A 17,780-nucleotide genomic window follows, 5' to 3' on the forward strand; every position below is an offset into this window, starting at 1 on the left:
TGCAGAAGGGCGTATCCACCGATACGCCCTTCTGTTAATCCATTAATCCATCCACTCCTGCGGCTGATTTTTCGGCAACCGTATATCTACCAGCAAGCCCCCAAGTTCAGCATTGCCCAACCTGATGGTGCCGTGGTGCTGAGCGACTATCTTGGCCACGATGGCCAATCCCAGACCACTGCCCCCCTCGGTGCGCGCCACATTCCCCTGAGTGAAAGGCTTGAGCACTCGGGAATAGTCCTGCTCCGGAATACCGGGGCCATCATCGGACAATCGCAAACGAACCCAGTGCCCATCATCTTTCAACTCGGCATGCAAACGGCTCGCCCCATAGCGCAGTGAGTTGCTGGCAAGGTTACTCAATACCCGCCGCATACTGACCGGATTGCAGGCAACCAGCACAGCATCTTGCGGCAACATCAAGTCAACCTCCAGCCCCTGCTCTGAGTGGATCAACAGGGTATCGTGGATCAACTGAGTCAGGTCGATCGGCAGCAAATCCTGCCCTTCATCCGGACGGATGTAGTCGATAAACTGATCGATAATGGCGTTGGACTCATCGATATCGGAGTTAATGCTCTCTTTGAGGTACTCGTCACCGGACGACATCATCTCGATCGCTAACCGAATGCGGGTCAGCGGCGTACGCAAATCGTGAGATACCCCGGCCATCATCAGGTTACGCTCTTCGATCAGGCTCTTGATGGAGTGCGACATATGGTTGAAGGTGCGGGTCAGGCGACGCACTTCCCGCGAACCCAGTTCACCCAGCGCATCCGGGAAATGTCCTTTGGCCACCGCAACCGCACCCGCCTCGAGATCCTCAAGCGGGCGCACCAGTTGCCGGGCAAAACGCCAGGCCGCAAACAGGGTGATCACCAGCAACACGCTCAGATAGATGATGAGAGGTTCGATATCGTCATCTTCAATCTCGGTCAGCGGGATCCGCACCCAGATTTTGCTGGCCTGGGGCGGCTGGATCCAGATGATGTAGTGATCCTGGATCTCGACCCGTACCTTGGCGTCGCCCCCCAGTTCACGGCTGATATTCTCTTCCAGATAGGGGTAAGGCTTGGCATTGTTGAATCCATGCTGGATTGCTTCGCTCTGGGTATAGATGTCGGTACCGGTCGTCACATAGACCAGCGCCTCGGCATCTTCACTCAACGCCAACTGCTCACTGTTGAGCGGCAAGATCAGCTTGACCTGATTGGCCAGCAGATGACTGATCTGTTTGACTGTCGGGGCCAGTAGATAATTGTAAAATGTGACGTAGGAGACGGCCTGATAGACCACCAGCACGGCGGCCAGAAACCAGAGCATGCGCGAAAACATGCTGCCGATTTTTTTCATGTCCTGTCACCGTCTGGGACAAACACATAGCCCAAACCCCAGACAGTCTGCAAATAACGAGGCTGGGTGGGATCTTGTTCCAGCAAGCGGCGCAAGCGGGATACTTGCACATCAATACTGCGTTCGGTGGCGGTGTACTCGCGGCCACGAGCCAGATTCATCAGCTTGTCGCGAGAGAGGGGCTCGCGCGGATGGCTAACCAGCACTTTCAGCACCGCAAACTCGCCACTGGTCAGCGCCATTGGCTCACCATCCCGGCTTAACTCGCGGGTCGCCAGATTGAGCTGAAAGGCACCGAAGTTGACCACCTTCTCTGCAGCAGAGGGGGCCCCCGGCAGCTCGACGGTATGGCGACGCAACACGGCACGGATCCGCGCCAGCAGTTCGCGGGGATTGAACGGCTTGGGCAGATAGTCGTCAGCCCCCATCTCAAGCCCGACGATGCGATCTACTTCATCCCCCTTGGCGGTGAGCATCAGCACCGGGATCTGGTTGCCCGCTTCCCGCAGACGGCGGCAGATGGAGAGCCCATCCTCTCCCGGCAGCATCAGGTCGAGCACCATCAGACTGAAGTTTTCTCGGGTCAGCAAGCGGTCAGCCTGTTCGCCATTGGCCACTCCGCGCACCACGAAGCCCTGCTCGGTGAGATAGCGCTCCAACAGGGAACGTAATTTCAGGTCATCGTCCACCACCAGGACCTTGTATTGCTGCTGACTCATTGCTTTGCCTCTTGAATTCTTTCGCTGCCCCCAATACTAGGGGGGGATATAGCCGGAGCAAAGCATAAATATGTTACCGGTTATTACCCATCCCGAGAGCGTGACGGGTATCAAGTCGCCCCCTTGCCAGCCCACCCCAGGATGGAGCCAGCCAAGCCCCCACGATTTACCTCGACAGCAAGAGTGCAAAAGCTAATATTCTCGGGCAGTTAGCTCCCCCTCCCCCTTTGACCAGGTCACAGATCCCATGAAGACAAAGCTGATCACCCGCGAAGGCTACAACAAGCTCAAAGATGAACTCGATTTTCTGTGGCGTCAGGAGCGCCCCGAGGTCACCAAGAAGGTGGCATGGGCCGCCAGCCTGGGAGATCGCAGCGAAAATGCCGACTACCAGTACAACAAGAAACGGCTGCGGGAGATCGACCGGCGGGTGCGCTACCTGCGCAAATGCCTCGAAGAGCTGGGGATCGTCGACTATGCCCCTGCCCAGGAGGGCAAGGTGTTCTTCGGTGCCTGGGTCGAGGTGGAGAACGACGAAGGTGAGACCAAGCGCTTTCGCATCGTTGGCTATGACGAGATCTTCGAGCGCAAGGATTACATCTCCATCGACTCCCCTATGGCCCGCGCCCTGCTCAAGAAAGAGGTCGGAGATGAGGCCGTGGTGCCTACGCCAGTTGGTGACGCCTGCTGGTATATCAACGAGATCAGCTACCCCAAATAAGGCACCTTCACGCCACCGCACACTCCCCTGCTGGCGGGCGACCTACAAGCCGAGCCGCCGATTCGGGATGGAAACAGCACCCTCTGTCGGGACTGGCATCCCGCAGCCCGACCCCATATAGTGCTCACACTCGGCGCCTTGTGGCGCCAACCGGCACGCGCGGCAGTGGCCTGGTGGTACCTTGAGTTCCGCCAGGACAGACCCCCTGTACGGCGATATCGCCCCGCGCCAATCCGTTGACCAGGACCCGACCAAGAGATCTTCGATGCAAAGCCACGTAATAGAACATCAGATTGCCGGTGAGCTCAATGCTCGTCCGGAGCAGGTGCAGGCCGCTGTGCGCCTGCTGGATGAAGGCTCGACCGTGCCTTTTATCGCCCGTTACCGTAAAGAGGTGACCGGCGGTCTGGACGACAGCCAGCTGCGCACTCTGGAAAGCCGCCTCGGCTATCTGCGTGAACTGGAAGATCGCCGCAAGGTGATCATTCGCTCCATCGAGGAGCAGGGCAAGCTGACCCCCGAGCTGGCCCGCGAATTGAACGGTGCCGACAGCAAGACCCGGCTGGAAGATCTCTACCTCCCCTACAAGCCCAAGCGCCGCACCAAGGGGCAAATGGCCATTGAGGCCGGGCTGGAGCCGCTGGCCAACCTGCTGTTCACCGACCCAATGCAGGATCCCGAGCAAGCTGCCATTGGCTTCATCAATGCCGAACAGGGGATTAACGACAGCAAGGCCGCTCTCGACGGCGCCCGCTACATCCTGATGGAACGCTTCGCCGAGCAGGCCGATCTGCTGGAAAAGCTGCGCGACTACCTGTGGCAGCACGCCACCCTGCGGGCCCGTGTGGTGACCGGCAAGGAGCAGGAAGGGGCCAAATTCAAAGACTACTTCGAACATGACGAGCCGCTGCACAAGGCGCCCTCTCACCGGGTACTGGCCATGCTGCGCGGACGTAACGAGGGGATCCTCAATCTGGCGCTGGTGACGGGCGAGGAGACAAGCGCCAGCCCCTGCGAAGGGATCATCGCCCACCACCTCAAGCTCAATCTGCACAATCGCCCGGCCGACAAGTGGCTGCAAGGGGTGGTTAGCTGGACATGGAAGATCAAGCTCTCCCTGCAGATGGAGACCGAACTGGTCGGCCGCATCCGCGAATCGGCAGAGGATGAGGCAATCAAGGTGTTTGCCATGAACCTCAAGGATCTGCTGATGGCCGCCCCGGCCGGCATGCGCTGTACCATGGGACTGGATCCGGGCATCCGCACCGGGGTCAAGGTGGCGGTGGTGGATGCCACCGGCAAACTGGTCGATCACGCAACCATCTATCCGTTCGAACCGAAACGCCAGATTGATCAGAGCCTCAAGACCCTGAGCGAGCTGTGCCAGAAACACAAGGTCGAGCTGATCAGCATCGGCAACGGCACCGCCTCGCGGGAGACCGACCGACTGGTCAGCGATCTGTTTGAACGCTACCCCGCCGCCAAGGCGCAGAAGATAGTGGTGAGCGAAGCGGGGGCCTCGGTCTACTCCGCCTCGGAGCTTGCCTCTCAGGAGTTCCCGGATCTCGACGTGTCGATCCGCGGTGCCGTCTCTATCGCCCGCCGCCTGCAGGACCCGCTGGCCGAGCTGGTCAAAATCGACCCCAAAAGTATCGGGGTCGGCCAGTATCAGCACGACGTCGGCCAGAGCCAGCTGGCCCGCCGACTGGATGCGGTAGTCGAAGATTGCGTAAACGCGGTCGGTGTGGATGTGAACACTGCCTCGGTCGCCCTGCTCAACCGGGTTTCCGGCCTCTCCCAGACTCTCGCCCAGAACATCGTCGCCTATCGGGATGAACACGGCGCCTTCAAGAGTCGTCAGCAGTTACTCAAAGTGAGCCGGCTCGGCCCCAAGGCATTCGAGCAGTGCGCTGGTTTTATGCGGATCCGCGACGGCAGCAACCCCCTCGACAGCTCGGCGGTTCACCCGGAGTCCTATCCGGTGGTGGAGCGGATCCTCGCCAAGCTGGCACAAACCGTGGACAGCTTGCTCGGCAATAGCGGTTTGCTGCGCAGTCTCAAGCCTGCCGACTACACAGATGCGCAGTTCGGCATACCCACAGTGACCGATATCATCGGCGAGCTGGACAAGCCGGGGCGCGATCCCCGTCCCGAGTTCAAAACCGCTACCTTCAAGGAAGGGGTGGAGAAGATCAGCGACCTGGTGCCCGAAATGGTGCTGGAAGGGGTGGTCACCAACGTCACCAACTTCGGCGCCTTCGTCGATATCGGTGTCCATCAGGATGGGCTGGTGCACATCTCATCCCTGACCGACCGTTTCATCAAGGATCCCCGCGAGGTGGTCAAGGCGGGCGACATAGTGCGGGTCAAGGTGCTGGAGGTGGATGCCCCGCGCAAGCGGATCAGCCTGACCATGCGGCTCGACGAAAAAGCGGGGCAGCCTGCTCGCAAACCGGCGCAATCGCGCACGTCGGATGCCTCCAACAACAGACCCAAGCCTGAATCGCGCCCAAGCTCACCCGTCGGCGGCGCCATGGGCGACGCCTTCGCCGCTGCCCTTTCCAAGACCAGGAAATAACCCCCCTGCAATGAAAAAGCCCCGCGAGGGGCTTTTTTAACCGCAAAAATCCGGCTCATTGCGCAAGGGCAGCAAGAATGCTCTCGGGCTCGCCATGCTGTGCCAACACTCCCCGCAGCCGATTGAATGCCTTGCAGGCCTCCTGCGGATACTTGCCATAAGAGACGACGCCGGTGTGGCTCCAACCAGCCGCCAGCATCACTTTTTTCTTGAAATGGGTTCCTTCGGTTCCCCCTCCTCCAAGCTGCATCAGAAATTGCTCCATCTGCAGGTGAGGTGGCGGCACACGGGAGAAGGTGGTGAAATCTTCCGCTTTGACTTCATCGAAATGCATGACAGCTCCTGTGAAATAGTGATGGGCCTGATCTTCAGGTTAGTTGCAAAACACTTACCACTCGATGAAAGTTTGGCGAGACAGACTCAGATATGCAGGCTGAGGGACTTGGTAGCGGCCGGACTGACGGCCTGTTGATAGTGGCCCGCGATGACGCTGTTGCGCTTGTCCATATAGGCACTCAACACGCCACCCGATTTCGCGCTCTGCTCGGCCATCAACTCTTTGCGCGCCTTGGCTTCACTCGCAGCGGCACTGCGCGCGACCGACAGGTCTTGAGCGGAGGGCTCGGCAGGCGCCAGCGCCGCAGCGCGGATCTGCTGCATCTTGGCGATGGTAGCGGCGGGGTCACCGGGCACGGCACTGGTATCGATCTGAACTTCACCGCCAGTCGCGTAACGCTTGCCATCCGGGCCTTGAGTAAACTGGTAGGTTGGAGAGCTGGCATGCTCGCCGCCTGCCGACTGGTGAGCCTGCTCGTGAGTGCGCACCTCCTTGTCCCGATCAACCAGATCCTGAACCTGCTGCTCTTGCCGCTGTTGCTGTTCCTGCTGTTTGGGATCTTGCTGCTTGCGCTGCCCCTCTTCGCCGGTCGCCTCGACAAAACGGTAATCCAGGGGGTTTTGCACCGCAGGCTGGTTGCCATCACGGCTACCTTGGGTCGCCGGATTACTGTTGGCCGCCTGACTGGCTTTGGATTTCTCTTTCTGGGAGCCGACTTCAGATTCGGCACTGGATGCTTGACCCGAACGGGCCTGCGGGATCAGCTCTGCCCGGCGATTATCCGTCCTGGCCGCTTCCACCTGGGGTTGCAGCTGCGTAGGGATAAGGGGGGGCAGGCTGACATTGATGTTCATCTCACACCCGGATGTCGATCAGGGTTCCCATCACATCGCTGGCAGTCTGCACTACTTTGGCGGAAGCCCCCGCCTGCTGCTCGGCCACCTTGAGATTGACGAGCTCATCGGTCACTTGCACCTGATCCCCGCTGGGGGTGTTGAGGCGGGCGATCTGATTGGATGCCTTGTCGGCAATCTGCTCGGCTCGCTGAAATCCCTGTACCCCACTGTTGAAGGCTGAATCAATACGCATGATGTTACTCCTCTGGTCACAGCTTAATTATCCGCCAGACCAGAGGATTTATGAAGCCTGCAGGCTATTTTTTAGCCAACAAAATCTCTAACGATTTCAATGAATTTGTCAGGGTGGGAAATAAAGGGCGCGTGTGAGGCTTTGTTGAGGGTCACGCTGTGGCTGGCAGGGTAGAGATCGTCCAGCAGGGGAATCGCTGCCTTGGGTACCAATGAATCCAGTCGGCCATAGATCCGCAACCAGGGCAGATCCAGACCTTGTAACGGTTGCCGCAGGTCAATGTCGGCCAGCAGTCTCAGCCCGGCGTCGAGGGCAGCAAACTGCGGGGCCGGACGTTCGGCCAGCCAGTGGCGCAACTGGCGGATATCATCCCTGGCATGCTCACTACCCATCGCCTGGATCGCCAGAAAACGCTCTATGGTCTGGCGAAAATCCCCCGCCAGCATCTGGTTAAAGCCGGTCAGCACCTTGGGGGCAATCCCCGGCCACTCGTCGCGAGCCATGAAACAGGGGGAGCTGGCCAGGGTGATCAGGGAGTGCAGCCGTTCGGGATGGGTCAGCGCCAGCTGGCTTGCCACCAAGCCACCGAGGGACCAGCCAAGCAGATGGCACTTATCCGGCAAGATCGCGGCCACCTGCTCGGCAAGCCAGGGCAGGCTGTAATCCACCTCGTCTGCCAGCGGGCTGTTGCCAAAGCCGGGCAAGTCCACCAGATGAACCCGATAGTGAGCCGCCAACTGTTGGGCAATTCCATGCCACACCGCGCCGTTCATGCCCCATCCGTGCAACAACACCAGATCGGGCCCCTGGCCAAACTGCTCTACCGATATGCTCATCTAGACTCAAGATCCCTGTTCATACTCTTGGGGTCAGCATGTTAAAGCGACTGCTCGCTAAAGCAAGCCCGCTGCTCGGCAACCATGGCGACTGGCAAGGGAGCTGTCTGCTTTGCCATCAAGCTTGCGACCGCGAGCCCTTGCTCTGCAGCTGGTGTCAGCAGGCGTTGCGCCAGCCCCAACCCAAATGCCGCCTCTGCGCCGCACCGCTGGCTGACTATATAGAAGAGAGCATATCTGTCTGTGGCCGCTGCCAGCGCAGGCCTCCCCCTTGGGAGCGGTTGCAAGTGATCGGCGACTACCAGACCCCCTATCCCATGCTGATCCCCCGGCTCAAATATTCTGGCCAGATCCTGCTGGCGCCATTGCTTGCCCGCCTGCTGGCCGATCATCTGGATAGCAGCAATCCGCCGGAGGCGATCGTTCCTGTTCCCCTGCACTGGTGGCGAAAATGGCGACGGGGTTTCAATCAAGCGGAGGAGATCGCGCAAACCCTTGGCGAGCTCACCGGCATCCCCTGCGACAACACCCTGCTGCAGCGCATCAAGGCGACCCCGCAGCAAACAACTCTCAGCGCCGGGCAACGGCGGCGCAATCTGCGCGGGGCATTCAGTATCCAGCCTCACCAGTACCGCCACGTCGCGCTGCTCGATGATGTGGTGACCACTGGAGCCACCGCAGGCCAGCTTACCCGCGTGCTCCATGAGAGCGGCATCACAACGGTAGAAGTGTGGGCCATTTGCCGCACGCTCAGGCACCGCAACTAGCCATCGCCATGGCTACCCAAGCATTCATAACCGCGTTATTATGAATACCCTAGTCGTACACTCAGGTTTATGAGGATAGTGATGATCAGCATTTCCGACGCCGCCCAGGCCCATTTCCGTAAACTTCTGGAAAAACAGCCTGATGGCACCAACATCCGGGTGTTTGTGGTCAATCCGGGAACCCAGAATGCCGAGTGTGGCGTATCTTATTGCCCACCCGATGCAATGGATCCGGAAGATCAAACCCTGCCCTTCAGCGGTTTCGACTGCATGGTCGATACCTTGAGCGCCCCCTATTTGATCGATGCCACCATCGACTTCGTCACCGATCAGATGGGCTCCCAGCTGACCCTGAAAGCCCCCAACGCCAAGATGCGTAAAGTGGCCGATGATGCACCACTGATCGAGCGTATCGAATATGTGCTGATGTCCGAGGTCAACCCCATGTTGGCCGGTCACGGTGGCAAGGTCACCCTGGTCGAACTGACCGATGACAAACTGGCTATTCTGCAGTTTGGCGGCGGCTGCAACGGTTGCTCCATGGTCGATTACACCCTCAAAGAAGGGATCGAGAAGCAGCTGCTGGAAAAATTCCCGGGCGAGCTCAACGGCGTAAAAGACGCGACCGAGCATCAACGCGGCGACCACTCCTACTATTGATCAGCCCCGTTTGCTCGGCCCCACCATCCAGAGGCTGAGGCCAACGGGCATATGAGCAACGTTTGTTTGCTGTAAAAAATCCGGCACCAATCAATTGGTGCCGGATTTTTTAATGCCCATTGCGCCCGCCTGAGACGACGTTATGAGCGCTACTGGTGCTCGATATTAGCCCCCTACTAATTCGTTCCCCCCTGAATACGCTTCTCACCAAGCCATGAAGCTGGCAGATCACCACACCAGTTAACCAAGGGCCCATAAAAAATGCCAGTCAGCGTTAACTGACTGGCATCAAGGCCGAAGCCTGTTTGAGGTGCGAACCTGACGGGTGCTTACAGCGCCTTGAGGATCGCCTCGACACTGGCCTTGGCATCGCCAAACAGCATCTGGGTGTTCTCCTTGAAGAACAGCGGGTTCTGGACCCCGGCATAGCCAGTGTTCATGGAGCGCTTGAAGCCGATGACGTTCTGCGCTTTCCACACTTCCAGCACCGGCATGCCGGCGATCGGGCTGCCCGGATCTTCCATCGCAGCCGGGTTAACTGTGTCGTTGGCACCGATCACCAGCACGGTATCGGTATCGACGAAGTCGTCGTTGATCTCGTCCATTTCCAGCACGATGTCATACGGGACTTTCGCTTCCGCCAGCAGCACGTTCATGTGGCCGGGCAGACGACCGGCAACCGGATGGATACCGAAACGCACCTTGATGCCGCGATCACGCAGCTTCTGGGTGATTTCAGCCACCGGATACTGAGCCTGCGCCACCGCCATGCCGTAGCCCGGGGTGATGATGACTGTGCTGGAGTTCTTCAGCAGGTCAGCCACTTCCTCGGCGCTGGTTTCGCGGTATTCGCCCATCTCCTGATCAGCCGTGGAGGCCACACCATCGGAGCCGAAGCCACCGGCGATCACGGAGATAAAGGAGCGGTTCATCGCCTTACACATGATGTAAGAGAGGATGGCACCGGAGGAACCTACCAGCGCACCTACCACAATCAGCAGGTCGTTGGAGAGCATGAAGCCTGCCGCCGCCGCCGCCCAACCGGAGTAGGAGTTGAGCATGGAGACCACCACCGGCATGTCGGCGCCACCGATGGAAGCAACCAGATGCCAGCCGAAGGCGAAGGCGATCAGGGTCATCACCAGCAGGGCGAAGGTAGAACCGCCTGCGTTGACGAAGTAGACCATCAGCGCCAGAGAGGCGACTACCGCCAGCAGGTTCAGCTTGTGGCGGTGCGGCAGCATCAGCGGCTTGGAGGAGATCAGACCGCGCAGTTTGCCAAAGGCCACTACGGAACCGGTGAAGGTCACGGCACCGATGAAGACGCCCAGGAAGATCTCGACCAGGTGGATGTTCAGCATGGCGCCGGTAAGGTGCTCGACCTGGGCGACGCTGGCCGCCTGCTCGAACGCCGCACGGGCAGCTGCCAGTGTCGCATCCAGATTGGAACCGACGGAAACCACCACTTCAGCAGGGGCAGAGGGGTGCAGATCGATGAAGCTGTTGACGCCCACCAGCACTGCCGCCATACCGACGAAGCTGTGCAGCACGGCCACCAGCTCGGGCATCTCGGTCATTTCGACCTTGAGTGCCAGACGCACGCCGATGGCACCGCCGATCACCATGGCCAGGATGATCCAGTGCACGCCACTGGTCTCCGGGTTGAATACGGTGGCGAGCAGGGCGATAGCCATACCCGCGATACCGAACAAGTTGCCATGCTTGGCCGTTTCTTGCTTCGACAGTCCCGCGAGACTGAGGATGAAGAGCACGGCGGCAACGATATAGGATGCTGTTACCAGTCCTTGAGACACGTTAAACCCCCTTAATCCTTACGGAACATCTTCAGCATGCGCTGGGTGACGGTAAAGCCACCAAAGATGTTGATACTGGCAATCAGCACAGCGACAAACGAGAGCGCAGTGACGAGCGTAGAACCCTGACCAATTTGCAACAGGGCACCGACCACGATAATGCCGGAGATGGCATTGGTGACCGACATCAGCGGCGTATGCAGGGAGTGGGAGACGTTCCACACCACGTAGTAACCGACCACACAGGCCAGGATAAATACGGTGAAGTGAGAGAGGAACGCGGCAGGTGCCACCGAGGCGATCCAGCCAAAGGCCGCGATGCCGAGGGCGCCAAACACAAACTTCTTGTTGGAGGATTGCTTCGCTTCGGCCTTCTTGATCGGGGCTGCCACAGGTTTCTGCGGTGCGGCAGAGACGGAGATGGCGGGCGGCGGGAAGGTCACTTCACCGGCCTGGATCACCGTCATGTTGCGCTGAACCACGTCTTCGAAGTCGATGGCTACGTTGCCGTCCTTCTCCTTGCACATCAGCTTCATCAGGTTGACCAGGTTGGTACCGTAGAGCTGGGAGGATTGGGCTGGCAGACGACCCGGCAGATCGGTGTAACCGATCACCTTGACGCCGTTGGGGGTGACGAACAGCTCGGTCGGCTTGGTGTATTCACAGTTGCCGCCGGTTGCTGCAGCCAGATCCACGATGACGGAACCCGGCTTCATGCTATCGACCATCTCCTTGGTGATCAGCTTGGGAGCTGGACGACCAGGGATCAGGGCGGTAGTGATGATGATGTCCACCTCTTTGGCCTGCTGGGCAAACAGCGCCATCTCGGCTGCGATGAACTCATCGGACATCACCTTGGCATAACCATCGCTGGATGCGCCGTCTTCACCACCGAAGTCCAGCTTGAGGAACTCCCCACCCATGGATTCGATCTGCTCGGCCACTTCCAGACGGGTATCAAACGCACGCACGATGGCGCCGAGGGAACCGGCAGTACCGATGGCGGCCAGACCGGCGACACCGGCACCGATCACCAGTACCTTGGCAGGCGGTACTTTACCGGCTGCGGTGATTTGACCGGTGAAGAAGCGACCGAACTGGTGCGCAGCTTCCACCACGGCGCGATAGCCACCGATGTTGGCCATGGAGGAGAGGGCATCGAGGGACTGGGCACGGGAGATCCGCGGCACCATATCCATCGCCATCACATTGATGTTGCGCTCGGACAGCTTCTTGACCAGCTCAGGGTTCTGGGCAGGCCAGATGAAGCTCACCAGAGTGGCACCATCTTTAATTTGTGCGATCTCGGCATCGGTCGGAGCATTGACCTTGAAGATAAGGTCGGCTTGCCAGACGCTCGGCACCACGCTGGCACCGGCAGCCTCGAAGGCGGCATCATCGAAGCTGGCCAACTGGCCTGCGCCGGACTCGATGGCGACCTCGAAGCCGAGCTTTTTCAGCTGCTCGACGGTAGCCGGGGTCGCTGCGACCCGGGTCTCACCGGCGAGACTCTCTCTCGGTATTCCAATCTGCATGACTATTCCCTGATGGTTAATAAACAATCGCTTCCCAGTGTCTCACTTCTGATGAAACAAGACATGACCAAAGTGCAGGTCCAGGGCTCTTTGTTATGAAAATCAGTAGGCTTTACCTCAACCTCCTGTCATGGTCAGGCCCCCCGCTTTTCAGGCGCGAAGGTGATTAGTATCAAATTTTGGAGTTTTATTACAACCGCAGTCCTGACGGCACTGGTACAGAATTCAGCCCATCCCTGGCTACGATTAAAAAAAACAAACCAAATTAGAGGCTTATACCAGTAAAAACGGCTGAAAAAAGTGATCCAACCAGTCAAAAAAAATGTTTTACCGGCCCTCTATCTTAGCGTTTTTTGTTCTTACGAAATTCGCTTTTGTCTCACTAATCGCATCGAAACGGCCAGAAGTAACATTTTATCAACAAAAACGGGACCATCTCACCGCCAGATGGCGGGAAACAGCCCCGACAATTCAATCGTTTCGCCCGTGTGGCGCCGATTGGCGGCCCTTACCAGGCCGCTTGATAAATATGCTGACTCTGCACCAGATCGATATCACTGTGCTCGCCCAGACGGGTCATGCCGTGCTCCCCCAGCTTGCCAATCAGGGTATCGATACCCAGATCGTTGAGACCGTAGTCACGCAAGCGGGTCTTGACCCCCATCCGCTCGAAGAAGTCGCGGGTCGCGGCGATGGCATCGTCGATGCGCTCCGCTTCGCTGCCACTGCGCAGACCCCACACCCGCTCTGCGTATTGCAGCAGCTTGGCATGCTTCTGTTTGCGCTTGGCCTGCAGCAGGGCGGGCAGTACCGCCGCTAGGGTCTGGGCATGGTCGAGGCCATGCAGGGCGGTCAGCTCGTGACCCAGCATGTGGGTGGCCCAATCCTGGGGCACACCGGCACCGATCAGGCCGTTCAGCGCCATGGTGGCGCTCCACATGATGTTGGCGCGCACCTCGTAGTTGTGTGGCTCGGCCAGCGCCTTGGGGCCCTCTTCGATCAGGGTCAGCAACAAGCCTTCGGCGAAGCGATCCTGCACCTTGGCGTTGACCGGATAGGTGAGGTACTGCTCCACGGTATGAACGAAAGCATCCACCACCCCGTTCGCCACCTGACGCTCGGGCAGGGTGTAGGTGAGCACCGGATCCAGCACAGCAAAGCGCGGCATCACGAACGGCGAGAAGAAGTGCACCTTGTCGCCACTGCTGCGACGGGTGATGACTGCCCCCATGTTCATTTCGGAACCGGTCGCCGGCAGGGTCAGCACTGAACCCAGCGCAATGGCGGAGCGCACTTCGCTGCCGACGGTCTCGAGAATGTGCCAGGGCTCCTTGGCCAGATCGTAGTGCGCGGCAGCGGCGATAAACTTGGTGCCATCGAGCACTGAGCCACCACCGACGGCGAGCAGGAAGTCGACCCGCTCGGCACGGGCCAGCTCAACGGCGCCCATCAGGGTCTCGTAGGCCGGGTTGGGTTCGATGCCGCCAAATTCAAACAGGGTCATGCCAGCCAGTTCACTGCGGATCTGCTCCAGCAGGCCGCTGCGTACCACGCTGCCGCCGCCGTAGGTGATCATGACGCGGGCGTCGCTGGGGAGCTGCTCGCGCAACTGGGCGATCTGCCCTTGGCCAAACAGGATTTTGGTCGGGGTATGGAGCGTAAAGTTGTTCATCGACATTGCCTTCTTCTGATAGTCAGGGCGGCCAGGCCGCGAAATCGTGATTGCATTTTTCTCCAGAACCACCCTACCATCAAGACAACATCCTGCTTGATTCTTGCCTATTTCTACAAAGCAGCGAAAACCGGAACAGTCGAATCAAAGAGCGCTCATGCAAAACCGTTACAGCGACCTCGCCGCCAGAGTGACCCGCCACGTCACCGTCCCCGGCATCACCCCCTCCCCGGTGGAGCAGGTGAATTTCATCTATACCACCGAGTACCACGGCCGAACCCCGGTGCTCTACCAGCCACGGATGATAGTGATCCTGCAGGGGCACAAGGTGGGTTATCTGGCGGATCAGGTGTTTCGCTACGACCCCAATCACTACCTGCTGATGACCCTGCCACTGCCCTGCGAGTGCGAGTGCTTTGCCTCCCCCGAGCAGCCGCTTATCGGTTTTACCATCGAGATCAACATGGTCACCCTGCAAGAGCTGCTGCTGGAGCTGGGAGACGCCCTGCCCGCTCCCGCCCCGCAGAAGAGCGGCGTCCTCTCGGTGCCCCTGTCGGAGGCGATGTTTTGCGCCGCCGAGCGGCTGATCGATCTGATGGACAACCCGCTGCACGCCAAGGTGCTGGGGCCGCAGACGGTGCGGGAAATGCTTTTTCACGCCCTCACCGAGGGGGGTGGCCCCGCCTTGCAGGCGCTCGCCAATCGCCACAACCATGTGGGCCAGATCGCCCGGGTGCTGCGTATGATAGAGTCCCGTTATGCCGACAACCTCACCATGGAGGAGCTGGCGCGAGAGGTGAACATGAGCGTCTCCGCCTTTCACCACCACTTCAAGGCGGTCACCGCCACCTCGCCACTGCAGTACATCAAGTCGTTTAGGCTGCACAAGGCGCGAATGATGATGCTGCACGACGGCATCAAGGCGGGCACCGCGGCGGCCAGAGTCGGTTACGAGAGCAACTCCCAGTTCAGCCGGGAGTACAAGCGCTTCTTCGGCAGCACGCCGACGGATCAGGCCTCCCGCTTCCGGGATGGCCAGCTGCGCATCATCGAGGGATAACAAGAGAGGGATTACCCATGCGTTCACTGCTTTGCCTGTTCACCGTTTTGCTACTGACGGCCTGTACCGGGATTGCCGACGGCATCCGCCCCGTCACCGGCTTCCAGCTCGATCGCTATCTCGGCACCTGGTACGAAATTGCCCGCCTCGACCACAGCTTCGAGCGGGGGCTGGAGCAGGTGAGTGCCACCTACAGCCTGCGCGACGATGGCGGCGTCAAGGTGCTCAACCGCGGCAAGCAGAGCGATGGCAGCTGGCGCGAAGCGGAGGGCAAGGCCTACTTCGTCGGCAACCCGGACGAGGCGCGGCTCAAGGTGAGCTTCTTCGGCCCCTTCTACGGCGGCTACAACGTCATCGACCTCGGCCCTGACTACCAGCTCTCGCTGGTGACCAGCTACAACCACGACTACCTCTGGATCCTCTCCCGCTCACCCAATCCGCCCAAAGCGAAGGTGGATGCGCTGGTAGCCAAAGCCAAAGCGCTGGGCTTTGCCACCGACCAACTGATTTGGGTCAAGCAGACCCCGTGAAGCCGAACGGGGAGCCCTGCTGGCTCCCCGCTTTTTTCAACGCCGCCCCCGATTTTTCCCCATCCTTGCTGCAAACCGCCCCCTTCGGCCCGCTCAGATTAATGGCGATAGCGCGCACCGATTCATCACCAGATTCACAACTTCTATATGACAGCACACCAACATATCGCCAGATTATTAACAGATATCTATTGATGAAAATAAAAAGGCAACACCAGATATCGGCATAGCCACTATTTTCACAGCCAGCCAAAATATATTCCCCGCACCGCCAAATGGTGTTGCAGAAAGGGTCTAACATGAGCCTTTTATATTCTCCTCACCCTTTAAATCTGCACAACAAACCACCAAGCAGATAAATAAGAATCCAAACGGCTCCGATTTTAATGATTTATTGTTGCCATCACTTTCGTTCGATGATAAATAGCTAACAACTTAAAAAATACACATAAATATTCAAATATAGAGAGAGGTGGTCAATTTGGAATGGATTAAACTGAGCGGCATACTCATTATCTTGCTGGGTTTTTACTTCAGGCTCGATACCCTGGCCGTCGTGCTGGTCGCCGCCGTCACGACCGCCCTGGTCTCCGGCCTCTCCTTTACTGAATGCCTCTCCCTGCTGGGTGAAGCCTTTATCTCCAACCGCATGGTGACGCTGTTTCTGCTGACCCTGCCGATGATCGGCATCTGCGAACGCTACGGCCTCAAGCAGCAGGCGGTAACCCTGATCGAGCGGATCAAAAAGCTCACCCCGGGCAAGTTCATGACCCTCTATATGTTTATCCGCGAGCTGGCCGGTCTCTTCTCGGTGCGAGTGCAGGGTCACACCCAGTTTATTCGTCCGCTGGTTAACCCTATGACCCAGGCAGCCGCCAGCAAGGTGCACGGCAAATTAAGCGAAGAGGACGAGGAATATATCAAGGCGCGGGTTTCGGCCACCGAAAACTACGGCAACTTCTTTGCCCAAAATACCTTCGTCGCCTCCGCCGGGGTATTGCTGATTGTCGGCACTTTCGACTCGCTGGGATATAACGTCTCCGCCGTCGATATTGCCAAGGCCTCCATGCCAATTGCCATCATCACCCTGTTTATGGTCGCCGCCTCCAATATGTGGTACGACCGTCAGATGGCCAAAAAATATGCCGTGAGCAACAGCAAGGGAGGTCAACAGTAATGGCTACCCTCATTCCCAATATGCTCGAATTCTTCTATGTGCTGATCGGCGTCATCCTCTTTAGCAGCGCCTGGCGCGTCCTGCGTGATGGCAACCATCCGGCTCGAGTCGGCACCGCGCTGTTCTGGACCATCCTCGGGGTGCTGTTCGCCTTCGGCAGCTATATCCCCAGCATGATCAACGGGATACTGATCCTCGCCATGGGGGTCATCACCCTGCTCAAGCAGATGAAGATCGGCAAGCTGGAGCAAGCGAGCGAGGAAGAGTCCCAAACCCACGCCAACCGCATCGGCAACCGGATCTTCCTGCCCTGCGTGCTGCTGGCGCTGCTGGCGGTGGTGATCGCCCAGTTCACGCCCCTTGGCGGTCAGGTCGGTATCGGCCTGGCGGCGGTGATTGCCTTCGTCATCACGGTACTGCTGACTCGCGCCACCCCCTCCACCGTGGTGGGTGACTCCGACCGGATGATCCAGCAAGTGGGCATCACCGGCATCCTGCCGCAATTGCTGGCGGCCCTCGGAGTGATCTTCAACAAGTCCGGGGTCGGTGACGTTATCTCGCAGGGGATCTCTACCGTGGTACCTATGGGCAGCCCCTTCATCGGGGTAGTGGCCTACTGCCTCGGGATGATGGTCTTCACCATGATCATGGGCAACGCCTACGCCGCCTTCACCGTCATCACCGCCGGGATCGGCATTCCCTTCGTGGTCGCGCAAGGGGGTGATCCGGTGATCGCCGGTGCGCTGGCCATGACTGCCGGTTTCTGCGGCACCCTGATGACCCCCATGGCCGCCAACTTCAACGCCCTGCCCGCCGCCCTGCTGGAGATGAAAGATCTCAACAAGGTGATCAAGGTGCAGGTGCCGATGGCACTGACCCTGGTGCTGATCCATATCGCCCTCATGTACTACTGGGCATTTTGAGAATTCGGG

General features: G+C 58.9%; 17 protein-coding genes. 8 read left to right on the forward strand and 9 right to left on the reverse strand.

Going from position 1 to position 17,780, the window contains the following annotated elements; genetic code table 11:
* Positions 1-42: 42 nt before the first annotated feature.
* The gene (gene envZ, locus ACY8FN_RS02215) at positions 43-1,353 is read right to left on the reverse strand and encodes a two-component system sensor histidine kinase EnvZ (RefSeq protein ID WP_162517331.1); all 1,311 of its coding nucleotides are present in this window, start codon (positions 1,351-1,353) and stop codon (positions 43-45) included.
* A complete protein-coding gene (gene ompR, locus ACY8FN_RS02220) occupies positions 1,350-2,072 on the reverse strand; it encodes an osmolarity response regulator transcription factor OmpR (protein WP_042019348.1) in 723 nt (240 codons plus the stop codon). The genes envZ and ompR overlap by 4 nt, the downstream gene beginning before the upstream one ends.
* A gap of 247 nt (positions 2,073-2,319) precedes the next feature.
* Here ompR and greB point away from each other — a divergent pair, with 247 nt between their 5' ends.
* Together greB and ACY8FN_RS02230 are read left to right on the forward strand one after the other, a co-directional pair.
* The gene (greB, locus tag ACY8FN_RS02225; protein WP_068978209.1) at positions 2,320-2,793 is read left to right on the forward strand and encodes a transcription elongation factor GreB; all 474 of its coding nucleotides are present in this window, start codon (positions 2,320-2,322) and stop codon (positions 2,791-2,793) included.
* A gap of 265 nt (positions 2,794-3,058) precedes the next feature.
* Positions 3,059-5,371: a Tex family protein gene (locus tag ACY8FN_RS02230; protein WP_463099115.1), complete on the forward strand. Its 2,313-nt coding sequence runs from the start codon at positions 3,059-3,061 to the stop codon at positions 5,369-5,371.
* Positions 5,372-5,426: 55 nt separating this feature from the next.
* Here the strand turns inward: ACY8FN_RS02230 and ACY8FN_RS02235 are convergent, their stop codons facing one another.
* The 4 genes from ACY8FN_RS02235 to bioH all read right to left on the reverse strand — a co-directional run bounded on the left by ACY8FN_RS02235 (position 5,427) and on the right by bioH (position 7,633).
* Positions 5,427-5,705: a hypothetical protein gene (locus ACY8FN_RS02235; RefSeq protein ID WP_068978207.1), complete on the reverse strand. Its 279-nt coding sequence runs from the start codon at positions 5,703-5,705 to the stop codon at positions 5,427-5,429.
* A gap of 86 nt (positions 5,706-5,791) precedes the next feature.
* Positions 5,792-6,562, reverse strand: coding sequence for a putative metalloprotease CJM1_0395 family protein (locus ACY8FN_RS02240; protein ID WP_139718879.1), 771 nt, complete (start codon positions 6,560-6,562; stop codon positions 5,792-5,794).
* Between the two features lies 1 nt (position 6,563).
* Positions 6,564-6,797, reverse strand: coding sequence for a flagellar hook protein FlgE (locus ACY8FN_RS02245; protein WP_042019342.1), 234 nt, complete (start codon positions 6,795-6,797; stop codon positions 6,564-6,566).
* Between the two features lie 71 nt (positions 6,798-6,868).
* Positions 6,869-7,633 carry a pimeloyl-ACP methyl ester esterase BioH gene (gene bioH, locus ACY8FN_RS02250; RefSeq protein WP_463099116.1) on the reverse strand — a complete coding sequence of 255 codons (765 nt, stop codon included), beginning with the start codon at positions 7,631-7,633 and terminating at the stop codon, positions 6,869-6,871.
* Positions 7,634-7,671: 38 nt separating this feature from the next.
* Here bioH and ACY8FN_RS02255 point away from each other — a divergent pair, with 38 nt between their 5' ends.
* Both ACY8FN_RS02255 and nfuA read left to right on the forward strand, forming a co-directional pair.
* The gene (locus tag ACY8FN_RS02255; protein WP_463099117.1) at positions 7,672-8,400 is read left to right on the forward strand and encodes a ComF family protein; all 729 of its coding nucleotides are present in this window, start codon (positions 7,672-7,674) and stop codon (positions 8,398-8,400) included.
* 81 nt (positions 8,401-8,481) lie between these two features.
* Positions 8,482-9,060 (forward strand): Fe-S biogenesis protein NfuA, encoded by a 579-nt coding sequence (gene nfuA / locus ACY8FN_RS02260; protein WP_042019334.1) that lies wholly within the window; start codon positions 8,482-8,484, stop codon positions 9,058-9,060.
* 329 nt (positions 9,061-9,389) lie between these two features.
* Here the strand turns inward: nfuA and pntB are convergent, their stop codons facing one another.
* The 3 genes from pntB to yqhD all read right to left on the reverse strand — a co-directional run bounded on the left by pntB (position 9,390) and on the right by yqhD (position 14,081).
* Positions 9,390-10,874, reverse strand: coding sequence for a Re/Si-specific NAD(P)(+) transhydrogenase subunit beta (pntB, locus tag ACY8FN_RS02265; protein ID WP_101319087.1), 1,485 nt, complete (start codon positions 10,872-10,874; stop codon positions 9,390-9,392).
* 11 nt (positions 10,875-10,885) lie between these two features.
* The gene (gene pntA / locus ACY8FN_RS02270) at positions 10,886-12,409 is read right to left on the reverse strand and encodes a Re/Si-specific NAD(P)(+) transhydrogenase subunit alpha (RefSeq protein WP_463099118.1); all 1,524 of its coding nucleotides are present in this window, start codon (positions 12,407-12,409) and stop codon (positions 10,886-10,888) included.
* A 508-nt stretch (positions 12,410-12,917) separates the two neighbouring features.
* The gene (yqhD, locus tag ACY8FN_RS02275) at positions 12,918-14,081 is read right to left on the reverse strand and encodes an alcohol dehydrogenase (RefSeq protein WP_463099119.1); all 1,164 of its coding nucleotides are present in this window, start codon (positions 14,079-14,081) and stop codon (positions 12,918-12,920) included.
* A gap of 157 nt (positions 14,082-14,238) precedes the next feature.
* On the opposite strand from yqhD, the gene ACY8FN_RS02280 reads away from it, so the two are divergent.
* The 4 genes from ACY8FN_RS02280 to ACY8FN_RS02295 all read left to right on the forward strand — a co-directional run bounded on the left by ACY8FN_RS02280 (position 14,239) and on the right by ACY8FN_RS02295 (position 17,771).
* Positions 14,239-15,141, forward strand: coding sequence for an AraC family transcriptional regulator (locus tag ACY8FN_RS02280; protein WP_463099120.1), 903 nt, complete (start codon positions 14,239-14,241; stop codon positions 15,139-15,141).
* A gap of 17 nt (positions 15,142-15,158) precedes the next feature.
* Positions 15,159-15,671, forward strand: coding sequence for a lipocalin family protein (locus tag ACY8FN_RS02285; RefSeq protein ID WP_463099121.1), 513 nt, complete (start codon positions 15,159-15,161; stop codon positions 15,669-15,671).
* A gap of 472 nt (positions 15,672-16,143) precedes the next feature.
* Entirely contained in the window at positions 16,144-16,848 is a 705-nt protein-coding gene (locus ACY8FN_RS02290) for a DUF969 domain-containing protein (protein ID WP_240037905.1), read from the forward strand.
* The gene (locus tag ACY8FN_RS02295; protein WP_463099122.1) at positions 16,848-17,771 is read left to right on the forward strand and encodes a DUF979 domain-containing protein; all 924 of its coding nucleotides are present in this window, start codon (positions 16,848-16,850) and stop codon (positions 17,769-17,771) included. Before ACY8FN_RS02290 ends, ACY8FN_RS02295 begins: the two co-directional genes overlap by 1 nt.
* Positions 17,772-17,780 lie beyond the last annotated feature (9 nt).

It is taken from the genome of Aeromonas sp. 160P, from assembly GCF_055193095.1.

Coding starts and splice junctions, on each gene's coding strand:
- envZ (WP_162517331.1), bottom strand. CDS start 1,353: ATGAAAAAAATCGGCAGCATGTTTTCGCGCATGCTCTGGTTTCTGGCC.
- ompR (WP_042019348.1), bottom strand. CDS start 2,072: ATGAGTCAGCAGCAATACAAGGTCCTGGTGGTGGACGATGACCTGAAA.
- greB (WP_068978209.1), top strand. CDS start 2,320: ATGAAGACAAAGCTGATCACCCGCGAAGGCTACAACAAGCTCAAAGAT.
- ACY8FN_RS02230 (WP_463099115.1), top strand. CDS start 3,059: ATGCAAAGCCACGTAATAGAACATCAGATTGCCGGTGAGCTCAATGCT.
- ACY8FN_RS02235 (WP_068978207.1), bottom strand. CDS start 5,705: ATGCATTTCGATGAAGTCAAAGCGGAAGATTTCACCACCTTCTCCCGT.
- ACY8FN_RS02240 (WP_139718879.1), bottom strand. CDS start 6,562: ATGAACATCAATGTCAGCCTGCCCCCCCTTATCCCTACGCAGCTGCAA.
- ACY8FN_RS02245 (WP_042019342.1), bottom strand. CDS start 6,797: ATGCGTATTGATTCAGCCTTCAACAGTGGGGTACAGGGATTTCAGCGA.
- bioH (WP_463099116.1), bottom strand. CDS start 7,633: ATGAGCATATCGGTAGAGCAGTTTGGCCAGGGGCCCGATCTGGTGTTG.
- ACY8FN_RS02255 (WP_463099117.1), top strand. CDS start 7,672: ATGTTAAAGCGACTGCTCGCTAAAGCAAGCCCGCTGCTCGGCAACCAT.
- nfuA (WP_042019334.1), top strand. CDS start 8,482: ATGATCAGCATTTCCGACGCCGCCCAGGCCCATTTCCGTAAACTTCTG.
- pntA (WP_463099118.1), bottom strand. CDS start 12,409: ATGCAGATTGGAATACCGAGAGAGAGTCTCGCCGGTGAGACCCGGGTC.
- yqhD (WP_463099119.1), bottom strand. CDS start 14,081: ATGAACAACTTTACGCTCCATACCCCGACCAAAATCCTGTTTGGCCAA.
- ACY8FN_RS02280 (WP_463099120.1), top strand. CDS start 14,239: ATGCAAAACCGTTACAGCGACCTCGCCGCCAGAGTGACCCGCCACGTC.
- ACY8FN_RS02285 (WP_463099121.1), top strand. CDS start 15,159: ATGCGTTCACTGCTTTGCCTGTTCACCGTTTTGCTACTGACGGCCTGT.
- ACY8FN_RS02295 (WP_463099122.1), top strand. CDS start 16,848: ATGGCTACCCTCATTCCCAATATGCTCGAATTCTTCTATGTGCTGATC.